Raw genomic sequence first — 12500 nt, forward strand, 5'->3', positions numbered from 1 at the left:
CTCTTCTTGTTCTTGACATAATTCTGCTAATTTAAGGTTTTTAATCCTATCTTAAATTCACACAAAAAGTTGTACGTTTTTTGGGGAGCAGCATACTCAAACTAACTAAAAAGTAAAAGTGTAAATCACAAGCATAAAAAATTAAAGAAAACACACTAAATATTACAATTGCTATTGTGGAAGCTAAACCATCTATTCCATCAATAAAATTAAATGCATTAATAATGGTTAATAAAATAAAAATAATTCCAAAATACTCTAATAATTCAGGTAATTTATGTATTCCTAAAAAACCATTCAGCGTTGTGAAATTCATAGAATTAGAAACTAGCAAAAAAATGATAGCAATGGTTTCCATCGTTAATTTGGCTATTGGAGAGGTGACGACCAAATCATCTTTTAAACCTATTATAAATACAACTGTTATCGCAGCTATTAGATTTAGACCAATATTTTCTACATCAAAATTTTTTATAAAAAAAAGTGTCATTATAATCGTTATATAAAAGGCTACACCAGCCATAGTAGGTGTTGAACAAAAATGAGAACTTCGGTTATTAGGTTCATCACTTAAATTCCGAATTTTTATTATCCCATATATTTTTGGTATAATAGTGTATACTAACAGAAATGAAATTATCACTATCAGTAAACTTAATACTGTAAAATTAGACATGATTTCTTTGAGCATTTCTTTATTTTTTTAAAATTATAAAATATTTTTTTACAATAAAACAGTTGTTCTTACTGTAAGCTACGGCTAAATAATTCAAGTCTAACTTTAATCTTACAACCATTCTTTTTCGGGGATTAAAGAATATTAAAGTTGAAAAAGACTTTTTTAAATTTTATAAAATAAAAAAATACGGTAGGTAATTATTTTTTTATTGGCAGTTATAAATAAGGTTATATTTCCAGATTAAATTTAAATATAATTACCGGTCCTAAAAAAATTTAACTACCATTAACCAAAATATTCGTTTAAAGGTATAATTCTTTAAAATTTTGATTTAAAGCACGTTAAATTTTAATTAAAGTTCTAAATATTATATGGTCAATTTTAAATACTAGGTATAAAAGTAATTTTTGATTATAAAAAAAGTAATTTATAAATAAATTAACAATCATTATTTCACAAAAAAAAACACCTCAAAATTAAATTTTTAAGGTGTTTTGCAGAAAAAAGAGATCAACTTAAATAAATTGTTAAAAAAATTAATTCTTTGTTACTAATCTAAAATTATTTTGAATTTAGGAGGAATAGATTAGCATAACCGGCTGAAACTACTTTCCAAGTGTATATTTTATTTGCTACGTTTTTCATGTCTTTAGCAATCTCATTTAATTCTTCCTGCTTAATATTTGATACAATCTTTAGTAATTCATTTTTATTATTGAAGTACTTAGCTTTGTTTGCTGTAGTTTCCAAGTTGTAATTTATGCCATAAGTTATAATAGGCAACTCCAGATACATTGCTTCCACTAATGACGGATTAGTTCCTCCTGCACTATGGCCATGAACATAGAAATAACAATTACTTCTAATCTGGTTTAATATGTTTTGATCATAAATAGGGTCTAATAAATGGATGTTTTCAAAATTATTGAATTTCAATTTCATTTCTTTACCATAATTACTATTATTCCAATTCCCTATAACAACAATATCTAAACTTGGATGTTCTGAAAAGGAATGCAATATCAAATAAATATTATTTTCTGGTTCAATTCGACAAACTTTAAATGCGTATTTTTTAGCCAAGAAAGGATATTCAGATACAACACCGGAACTTAATGCTTCTTTCTTTGTGTGATCAGCACCATAAGCAATTAATTCACTATTGATATTATAAACATATTTCACATAATCTTGGATTACTTTATTGTCTGAAACAACTCTGTCAGCATAAGTTACTGCTACTCTTTCGGAAAATTTTAAAAATATTTTAGCTGCTTTCCCCCATTTTGTACGTTTCCACTCTAACCCATCGATATTAACAATAATAACTTTATTAGATATCAATTTAATAAACGGTAAAACTACACAGCCCGAAACTCCCAGTATCAAAAGGACATCTGCATAAAATAACGCATTAAAAATGGAAATTATATCGTATAAAATGCTTTGCATACCATTTGCATTTAATGGGATATATTTTAACTGAGCATTGTTGTGACTTTTAAGCTTTTTAGGATAAAAAAAACTACTGCAATAAACCGTCACATCAAATGAATCAGTTAAGTGTTTCGTTAAATATTCAGTAAGAGTTTCAAAGCCACCATATTTAGCAGGAAGACCAACAGTGCCGATAATGGCTATTTTTTTTTGTATCATGCTAAAATTACTTTTTCAAGCATGATTCTTGCGCTTTCTTCCCACGAATACTTCCCCTTAATTGTTGATTGTATTGCGCTTAAATCTATATTTTTTACATTTTGTGCCATCTGATTAATTATTCTAACAAACTCCTCGTAATTATTCGGATCAAAAAAATAGGGATTAAAAAAATCAAAATCAGCCATAGCAGTAGTATTAGAGCATGCAACAGGTGTAGATAATGCCCCAGCTTCTAGTGGAGGGATGCCAAACCCCTCAGCTTTAGAAGGATATACAAAAAATTCTGCTGCATTTAAAAAATTTTTCAAATCTAAATCAGTAACTTTTCTAAACCAATAAATGGATTTTTTAACTTCTTTTTTTAAATCATTTATGTCATCAAAAAGACCACTATGCAATGTATTGTCTCCAATTAAAACGAGAGAAAATCCTTTTTCATACAGTTTTTCCTTTGCAAAAGCTTTAACTAATAAATTTTGATTTTTTCTCGGTTCTATGCGGCTTACATAAAGTATAAACTTTTGGACGGCATAGCGGTCACTAATATATTTTTTTGACACCTCTTTGGCTGTTTTAAATTGAAAATAATCATCTGAAACAGCGTTGGGTGTTATTATTATTTCATTTGCTTTAATGTTAAATTGTTTGGCAATTTTTTGTTTGGAATAATCTGAGACGGTCAATAAATAATCACTCCTTTTAGCACTTAAAAAAAATAATATATTGCGTTGCAATCGATACAAAAAAGAAAAATCATTAGAAAAATCATTAAAAAGAATATCATGTATTGTAACAATATATTTGCAGTTTTTATTTTTAATAAAAGGAATAACATATTGGAAATGAGCATGTGTACAACCTAATCTATTGATTATTTGAGGTATTTCTATAAAAATTCTTTCGAAACTTCCTCTTGATGAATACTGAATGTATTTGACATTAGGTTGATTTACAAAATACTCCTTAATATTTTCAAGTTTATTTGCACCAAAATATAAGGTGATGTTCGGGTCTAGAAATAAAACCTTTAAATACAATTCTTTGACATACGTTACCGTACCTTGAAATTCACCGTCAAAAATATGTGCATCAACAAAAATTTTATAGTTTTTCATACTTAAATTAATTTAAAAAAATCACGATATGCATCGAGTTAACTCTTTTCACTCAAATATAATTTTATCTTACGGACAATAGAACTTTCAATTTTCCATACTTCGAACAACGATTTTAATAAAAAAATTCTTGAGCTATTGGAGTTAAGATATTCTTTATGATAGTACAATTTACTTTGAAAAGCATATTTATGCATGTTAATAAAACTCAAATTACTTGAAATTGTTTGCGAGCTTAAATGATCATAATTTAAGTTATATAAAAGGTAATTATTCAAGCCCAATCTTTTAACTTTAATGCCTATTATAGATTCTTCCATATATAAAAAGGTGTTTTCGTCTAATAAACCTATATCAAAAAACACTTTTTTGACACCCATAAAAAAAGATCCCGCTAAACAATCAACTGGCTTAATTTCTGAAAGATGTTCCGTATTATAAATTTGCCTCCCTCTGTAGAAGTATTCATTACGAAAAATAAATTCTAATGCGATTAGTGAGCCTTTTATATCATCTATAAATCTGGGGGTTTTCCACGCTGACATTTTTGATATCTTTCCATTATCACGCATTATAGGAGCGACAAAAGCCGGGTTTTTTAACTTTTTATACTCTTTAGTCATTTTAAATAGTAATAATGTGTCGTTAATCGAAATATCATTATTACTGATTACAATAAAATCTATCTCCTTTTTCTTTAGATAATGTAAACCAAAATTATTACCGTAGGCATAACCTCCATTTCTTTCGCTAAGAATTACTTCAATATTTTTTATTGCTAAGAATGTATCTTTTAATATATCATATGATTTATTAGGCGAGCAATTATCAACTATTAGGATATTTAAATCTATTTTTTCCTGTTTTTGTAAACAGTCGACGTATGTAATCGTGTCCTTATAGGATTGATAATTCAATATTATAACATAAATAGAGTCTAATTGATCTGTATTTTTCATTTAATACTGTTTTAAAATCACTTTAAATTAATTTAAAAAGCGCCTGTTATACAGAAATTTTAGCCTTAAAAAGTTATAATAGACAGAAGTTACATTTAGTAAAAAATATGTAAATTATTTAGATGCTAAACTCCTATGTGTTTTCGCTCTTTTTGCTTGAATACTTTGTCAGTCGAAGTATTTCTCTCATTTTCCTGCCCCAAATATCCCAATTTAATTCGTTTTCAAATTTCTTGCGGGCGTTTAAAGATAGCGTACTTAACTGTCCCCGATCATCCAGAAGAGATTGTATAATTGCCACATAGTCAGCTGGTGTGGCGGTCAACGGCAAAGTAAAACCGTTGATACCATTTTCAATAATTGAGGTTACACCCCCCGTATCTGTAGTGATAACCGGTATCCCAAAAGCATTAGCTTCACAGAACACTATAGGAGTACAATCAGCACGGGTAGGAACAAACAACAGATGTGTATTGTGTAAAATATTTACTAAAACATCACATTCTTCCCCTTTATTCTTATCAAGAAATGGCACTATTTTAATTTTATCGTCATTTGTCAATAAATTAGGAATACAGCCGCATATTGTTAAGGTTATATCATACCCTTTATTAGTTAAAATACGGAATGTTTCTACTACAATTGCTCCGCCTTTTCTTTCCCAATCCACTCCTAAAAAAAGAAAATTTATCGTACTATTGAATTCTTTGTTTAAGTTTGCTCGTTGCGGTATAAAATCTAGATTAGCCCCAAATTTCACTGTGAAAACAGAACTTTTATCAACTTTATAATTATTAATTACATATTCAGCTGCCCAAGTGGAAGAATAAACATGAGTGACGGCCTTTTTTATTGCGTATTTTTCAATTAAATCACCCTCTGTAAAAGAAAAATCGGAAATATTTGAAAAATAGTCATAATAATTATTCAGTTGACCAAAAGAACTATCCGATAAATAACATATTGGTATTGACGATTCCAAATAAGCTATTTCTGTGGCTGCTACTGGAGCAAAAATTACATCAATTTTTTTATTTTCAAGTTTTTTTTTGATTTGAGAAGCATAAAATTTACTTAGTATCAAACTGTGGGATCTATCATATCTTTTAAAAAAAAACAGCTGATTTATAACAGTGTTTATTAAAAGCATTGATTTAATCATTAAATTATGCTTTATTGGCGCAATTAAATAAACTTCATCAACTTCTTTCATTAAGGATTCATACATCTTAAAATGAGTTCCTGACCAACTTCTTTTATCCTTTGGATTTTTTGCGGTGAGGTACCCAACTGTAAGTTTTTCTTTCATGTTTGAGCTAAAATTAATTTAACTTTATAATTTTTGCTTTCACTGATTTCATTTTAAGTGTAGCTCCAATTAAAATCAATAGTAGCACGGGCGTTGTTGTTGTAAAAATTCCATGAACTACAAAAGTTATAAGCATAACCGTAAATACAGCTGCCTGTAAGAGCATGGATGCTAATTTTTCTAATTTACTGCACTCTTGAAAAGTGACTCTTGAGGCGACTTGTAAAAGTTTGAATAAAAAAAGAAAGAAAAAAATTATTCCAAGTAATCCGGTTTTTAGTAGTACCGTAATAAAACCATTATGGAACATAGGCAAAACATCTAATGAATCCATTTCACCATTAAAAATCCAATTAGGAGTATAAACAACAGTACCGAAACCCTGACCTATTAACATCTCAATAAAATTCCCTTCACTGAATTTTGTAAGTCCTAAGAAAGCTTCATAACCGCGCCAATTCTGGCTAATTTCAAATGATGTTTCGTAATCTTGAACAAGGATTTCATTGAAAGAATGATTTATTTTTGATTGAAATGTGTCTTCTTCTATTGCGCTGGATTCAACTTTTATGAAAAACCCTCCAAAAATAATTAATAGTACCACAAATACGGTTGCCCAGTAGATTTTCAAAATAGTAATATATTTGTCAATAAAGGGAATTAAAATCATTACCAATAATAAAAAATAATCTGTTCTCGAAAATGATATCGCAACTGAGAATAGTGAAATCCCCATTATAAACCATTCCTGAAAATTTTCAAATAACTTGAATTTGCATATTCTTGCATAAAACAATATTGTAAATGCTAACAATGCTGTTGGATTTGACAAGCTATACCCATATCTTGTCTCAAGACCTAGCTGGGCAAGTAATGCCGGATTTAAAACCAACTCTATCAAATTATAAATAGTTATTACAAGTGAACTTATTACAATAACTTTTATTAGCTCTCTAAAATCAATTATTTTTTTAGACATATAAAACCCGATAATAATAAATAGTGGAGCTTGAATAAAGTACATTATATCTCTTGTAAAATAATACAAATTAAAGTCTGCCAAACGGACTAGCCCCACAAAGAATCCTATAAAAACAATCATCTTCAAAAAAAAAATATTTTTTAACCCACGAGACGCTTTTACAGACCTATTTAGCTCAAGATGAATCAATAAAGGAATTGACAAAAAAACTACAGCTTGATCCCAGTCTGTTTGAGAAAGAACCAATAACAGGGCAGTATACCAGAGAGCGGGGTCATTTTTATTTGATTTTAGAAATCTTTCCATGATTTATTTATAAAACGTAAATACTTTTATATTGTTTCTTTGAAGTACTATTGCTGCATAAATTGTTATAGTAAACTCACAAATTAATAAAGATATAGCTGCCCCAGTAGTTGATAGTTTGAATCCAAAAAGTAAAATTCCCAAGACAAGCAAATTTAAAATTGCGCCTGTCATATAGATTCTAGAAAAATATTTATCCATTTTAAAAGGTAACAATACAATATTAAATAATATTGAAGCAATAGGCAGTATTACTATTAAAGGGGATAAAATTCTAAATATTACTATTGAATGATTTACATTTTGACTAAACAACAAATGAAAAATTGGTTCGGCAAAAATGACTCCGATTATCCATATAAAAATTGAAATGATAATTGTAAAATTTAAAATTCTTTGCAAAAAAACTACAGTTTCTTCAGATGATTTTCTGACTAATTGAATAATATGAGGATAAAGTGTTTGAGTAAAGGGTGAAAACATGGCTACAATTATTCGTAAAGCTTTTTCTGCAATTGCATAATAACCAACCATCGTTGTATTAGTAACCAAACCTAAAACAACTGTGGTCGTAGTTGTGTAAAAACTAGTAGAGATTGTAGAAATGAAAATATAATACCCTTCTTGAACATGCCTCCGTACATTTTTATAATTTTGAATTTTAAAAGGAACATTAAAAGTTTTATTTATCAAAATCATTGAAATAATCCCTACAAAAATATATCCTCCAGAATTTAATAATGGCACTAATAAATAATCATTTGGTGATTTTACAAATACAAAAATCGAAATTGTAAAAATAACTTTTGAAATTACAGATAAAATTGTGATGTATTTCATCTTTTCCATTCCTTGAAAAAACCAAGTTGGAAATAAAAATGTTCCAATGACACTACCGAAGGTAAAAAAATACAACTCACAATGCATTGAAAATTTTTCAAAACTAAAAACTACAGCTGCCATTATAATTAAACACAAAATAACTAATACAAAACGTGCTGTCATAATTGAATTGTAAGTTGTCGTTAATTCCTCGATATTATTCTTTGTCAGTGATATTTCTCTAGTTCCGGAAAAATTAAATCCGTATTCAGCTATAACAGAAAAATAGCTAATAAATGCTTGTGCAAAAATAACAAGTCCGTAAATTTCTATTCCTAGTGTTCTTACCAAGTAGGGGAATGTTATTAATGGTAATAGTAAGTTAACTGCATGTAAAAATGATAATGATATAAGATTAGAAAACAACTTTTTGTTCTCCGCTCTTTTTAATTTTTCAATCATTATTTTTTTTTAGTTAATTATAAATTCAACAAACGCTAAGGTTTCAATTTTTTAAATAAATAAAATGATTATTCAAAAACAAAATCGAGGTATTTTCAGTTTAACTCTATCGCATTGCTGCATTAAAAAGTAAATACTTCTAAATGTTAATCTAAGCAAACATTACAAATCCAGCCATAGCAATTAAAAAGAATGCTAAAATTATAATTGAGATAATACCTAAAAATTTTTTTGAAATATTCATTATGCTTTGCTTTGAAAAGATGGCTGAATAATTAAATGGGGAAAGATAATTTTACTAAAAAAATAATTCATAGAAAATTTCTTTTACGGCTTCGCAGTTGAAAGTCACATAAATGCTGTCAACTTTTTAATTAAAAAACTATGCTTCATTTTTTACACTCTATCAAATGTAAGTATTTATTTTTTTAAAAACATCTACAAACATAATTAAATGTACCTCAAAACACATGTTATCAACAACATAGCAAATCCAGATGTTTATTGGTCTATATGTTTAATAAACAAATATTAAAAGGAGATTTATAAATTTAAAGGAAATATGATGGAATTTGAAGAGTCCCAAAGTATAAAATAAAGGAAGAGAAACTATGTATAATTGTAAAAGCAAGATTTTAATTTTAAACAAATAAGTCATTTAAGAAATTACAAAATAGCAATTCCTTAAATGACTTATTTGTTAAAAAACCGTAGGTTGTTTATAATTTGCTGATATAACTTCCGTAAATATCTTTAAACTGATAGCCTTCAGAAAAACGATCTTTGCTTAGTTTTTTGTATTCAACCAAAGCCCAAAGTATAAATTCCTTCATGAAAAATTTATCTTCCTTGGCGAGTTGAGGTTGATATTTCTTGATTAAAACTTCAAGAGGAACAATATTTCCCAAGATTCTTTCATATTCTTCATCAGAACAATCATCTAGTAATTCGAAACCACTTTCGGCAAAAAACCATTCGATGATATCTGTATAAGCTGTTTTTTCATCTTGCTTTTCCAGTTTTTCAATTTTTGGAAAATAAGCTGGAAAAAAGGTATGGATTGCATCGCCTAATAAGTGCTGTGCTACAACGGCTGCACCCTCCTGCTCTCCTTCATATACTAATTCTACTTTTCCGGTAATCGCAGGGATGATTCCCATAAAATCAGACAAACGTAAAGTAGTGTGATCCGCTCCTGATTTCAATGCTCTGCGTTCCGCTGTACTTAATAAATTCTCAAAAGCAGTAATGCTCAATCTGGCGCTTACACCACTTTTATTGTCTATGTATTCACTCTCACGAGCCTCAAAACTGATTTGTTCCAATAAGTCCCTCGCTAATGAAGGAACATAGACCATATCATTCTGCACTTTATCTAATTTAGCTTCTTGCTCTGTAATTGTTCTCGCAATTTTTATCGTATCGGGATAATGTGTCAAAATTTGAGAACCAATTCTGTCTTTCAATGGTGTTACAATACTTCCACGATTGGTGTAATCCTCTGGATTTGCCGTAAAGACAAATTGCATGTCCAAGGGCATTCTTAATTTGAAACCACGGATTTGAATGTCACCTTCTTGCAAAATATTAAACAAAGCAACTTGGATTCTTGCTTGTAAATCAGGTAATTCATTAATTACAAAAATACAGCGATTCGCTCTTGGAATCATCCCAAAGTGAATCACTCGATCATCAGCATAGGATAATTTCAGATTTGCGGCTTTAATCGGATCTACATCTCCTATTAAATCGGCAACAGTTACGTCTGGCGTAGCTAGCTTCTCGAAGAACCGATCGCTTCTGTGCAGCCAAGAAATGGGAGTTTCATCCCCTTTTTCGGCAATTAAGTTTTTGGCAAAACGAGAAATTGGTTTCAAAGGATCGTCATTAATTTCTGAACCCGCTACAAACGGAATGTATTCGTCTAATAATTCAATCATTTTACGTGCTAACCTCGTTTTGGCTTGACCACGAAGTCCCAGTAAATTGATGTTATGACGTGATAAAATGGCGCGCTCCAACTCTGGAATTACCGTATTTTCAAATCCATGAACGCCTTCGAATGTTGGTTTTCCTGATTTGATTTTTTCTCTCAGGTTCAAACGCAATTCATCTTTTATGCTTTTGCTTTCGTATCCTGATTTTTTTAATTCGCCTAATGTTTTTATATTTTCTATTTTCATGTTTGAAATTTAACGATTGAAAGAGGGACTACTTTAAAAATTGTTTTCCTGCTCTTGCTATCTATTATCTTGATTAATTATCCTGTTCTCTTTATTTTTTTTGCTCTACAGTCGTTTCTACCGTTTTATTTAATTCTCTTCTTTCTATTAGTTTCATAATCTTCAAAAATCATTTCGCCCAAACCTTTCAATCCAGTATAGAACGCTTTTCCTTGATTGGCTTCGGTAAATTTATTGACAAACTGCTGTAGATAAGGATCATTAGCAATCATAAAAGTAGTAATCGGAATGTGTAATTTACGGGCTTGTTGCGCTTGACTGTAGCATTTATCTACAATATATTCATCCAGACCATTGCTATTCATATAATACGAACCGTCCTTTTCCCGAACACAACTTGGTTTCCCATCCGTAATCATGAATATTTGTTTATTGGTATTTCGTTTTCTACGAAGTAAGTCCATTGCTAGTTGCAAGCCTGCGACCGTATTAGTGTGGAATGGTCCTACTTTTAAATAAGGTAAATCTTTAATAGCAATCGTCCAAGCATCATTTCCAAAAACTAATATGTCTAAAGTATCTTTTGGATAACGTGTTGTAATTAGTTCCGCTAGAGCCATTGCTACTTTTTTAGCTGGTGTAATTCTATCTTCACCATACAAGATCATACTGTGACTAATATCAATCATCAAGACGGTGCTCATCTGAGATTTAAATTGTGTTTCTTCAACAACCAAATCATTTTCAGTCAGCATAAAACTGTCGACTCCATTATTGATTTGGGCATTTCGCAAACTTTCTGTCAATGAGATTCGCTCTAGTCCATCACCAAAATGAAATTCGCGAAATTCACCAGTATGTTCGTCACCATTTCCGGCATGTTTGGTCTTGTGATTTCCACTGCCACTGCGCTTTAAATTCCCAAAAATAGTGTCTAAAGCCTGCTGCCGAATAGCTCGCTCTGTTTTTGATGTAATTCCAATTCCTGAACTTCCATCTTCTTTAAGTTCATCACGGATATATCCTTTTTTCTTTAAATCTTCGATAAAATTATCAATGGTGTAATTTTCATCCGTCAATTTATATTCTTTGTCTAATTCCCGCAACCAGTCGATTGCTTCATCAAAATCTCCAGAAGTATGTGTGATTAATTCCTTGAAAATTCCAAAGAGTTTATCAAACGGAGATTGATTTGGCGCTTCGTATTGCTTGAAATAAAAACCTTTTCTATTGTCATTTTTCATAATTGTTAAAATTACATCATTTTCAAATGACCCTGCACAAACGTTTATTAATTTTTAGTTAAAAGCGTTTCAATAAAAATAGGTATTCGAATAATGGAGCCAAGAATGCTCTTTCTAACGTAATCTAAAAAAAATCAAAAGAATTCCCCATCCACATAATACCAATTCCCATTTTCAAGTTTAAAAGAAGAAAGTTCATGATGAATTTGCTGCTGCCGTTTAGAGTCCAAAAAGTAGGCTTTGAACTCCACCGTATATTCGGTGACGTATATAATTTCTAATTGAAGCCATTTATTACTGGTCGCCCAATTAAGAATTTCTGATTTAGAATGGGAACTTCTTTTGGAGACATGAGTTGTTGCTACCAAATAATCAGCTTGATGCGTCACATAGGCCGAATAACGAGAACGCATTAACAATTCAGCTGTTGTTGCTTTTTGAATGCCATTAATAATGGGTTCACAACATTCCTGATAGGATTTACCCAAACCGCAAAAACAAGTATTCTGGTTGCTATTTAGCATGCTACTTTTAAAGAGAAGTTGTTGCTTGGCCATTAAGTCCTACTATTCTTTGGTGTAATTGATTCAACAAAACTTGATACCTACTTATTTCTATCAGGTCTTCATCTTCTTCGGCAAAATCGAGTAATTCATCTAGCTCTTCACTAACTTCAACTAATTTATTGTTGGCTTCGTTGGCATTTTTTTCAGCTATAAAATCAATTATTTCTTGAACACCACTTTTTACTTGGTCAAATTTATTTATTTCCATGATGCG

11 protein-coding genes are annotated in these 12500 nt (G+C 29.9%); all 11 read right to left on the minus strand.

Annotation, left to right across the window (positions count from 1 at the left end):
- Positions 1-46 precede the first annotated feature (46 nt).
- The 11 genes from BUC11_RS11195 to BUC11_RS11245 all read right to left on the minus strand — a co-directional run bounded on the left by BUC11_RS11195 (position 47) and on the right by BUC11_RS11245 (position 12494).
- On the minus strand, positions 47-691 hold the full coding sequence (locus BUC11_RS11195) for an MraY family glycosyltransferase (RefSeq protein WP_084129623.1): 645 nt from the start codon (positions 689-691) through the stop codon (positions 47-49).
- A 549-nt stretch (positions 692-1240) separates the two neighbouring features.
- Positions 1241-2335 carry a DUF1972 domain-containing protein gene (locus BUC11_RS11200; RefSeq protein ID WP_073354112.1) on the minus strand — a complete coding sequence of 365 codons (1095 nt, stop codon included), beginning with the start codon at positions 2333-2335 and terminating at the stop codon, positions 1241-1243.
- Entirely contained in the window at positions 2332-3453 is a 1122-nt protein-coding gene (locus BUC11_RS11205) for a glycosyltransferase family 4 protein (RefSeq protein WP_084129625.1), read from the minus strand. The genes BUC11_RS11200 and BUC11_RS11205 overlap by 4 nt, the downstream gene beginning before the upstream one ends.
- A gap of 38 nt (positions 3454-3491) precedes the next feature.
- Positions 3492-4412: a glycosyltransferase gene (locus BUC11_RS11210; RefSeq protein WP_073354115.1), complete on the minus strand. Its 921-nt coding sequence runs from the start codon at positions 4410-4412 to the stop codon at positions 3492-3494.
- Positions 4413-4545: 133 nt separating this feature from the next.
- A complete protein-coding gene (locus BUC11_RS11215; protein ID WP_073354118.1) occupies positions 4546-5721 on the minus strand; it encodes a glycosyltransferase family 4 protein in 1176 nt (391 codons plus the stop codon).
- 13 nt (positions 5722-5734) lie between these two features.
- Complete coding sequence (locus BUC11_RS11220) at positions 5735-7009, minus strand: O-antigen ligase family protein (RefSeq protein WP_073354120.1); 1275 nt, start codon at positions 7007-7009, stop codon at positions 5735-5737.
- Positions 7010-7012: 3 nt separating this feature from the next.
- Positions 7013-8293, minus strand: coding sequence for an oligosaccharide flippase family protein (locus tag BUC11_RS11225; protein ID WP_073354121.1), 1281 nt, complete (start codon positions 8291-8293; stop codon positions 7013-7015).
- A gap of 719 nt (positions 8294-9012) precedes the next feature.
- Positions 9013-10476 (minus strand): AAA family ATPase, encoded by a 1464-nt coding sequence (locus BUC11_RS11230; RefSeq protein WP_073354123.1) that lies wholly within the window; start codon positions 10474-10476, stop codon positions 9013-9015.
- A 125-nt stretch (positions 10477-10601) separates the two neighbouring features.
- Positions 10602-11720, minus strand: a complete 1119-nt coding sequence (locus tag BUC11_RS11235; RefSeq protein ID WP_073354124.1) for a vWA domain-containing protein — start codon at positions 11718-11720, stop codon at positions 10602-10604.
- A gap of 134 nt (positions 11721-11854) precedes the next feature.
- Positions 11855-12244, minus strand: a complete 390-nt coding sequence (locus BUC11_RS11240; RefSeq protein WP_073354180.1) for a YchJ family protein — start codon at positions 12242-12244, stop codon at positions 11855-11857.
- 7 nt (positions 12245-12251) lie between these two features.
- Positions 12252-12494: a hypothetical protein gene (locus BUC11_RS11245; protein WP_073354126.1), complete on the minus strand. Its 243-nt coding sequence runs from the start codon at positions 12492-12494 to the stop codon at positions 12252-12254.
- Positions 12495-12500 lie beyond the last annotated feature (6 nt).

Origin of the sequence: Flavobacterium xanthum, assembly GCF_900142695.1 — a bacterium.
In the GTDB taxonomy this organism is placed as follows: Bacteria; Bacteroidota; Bacteroidia; order Flavobacteriales; family Flavobacteriaceae; genus Flavobacterium; species Flavobacterium xanthum.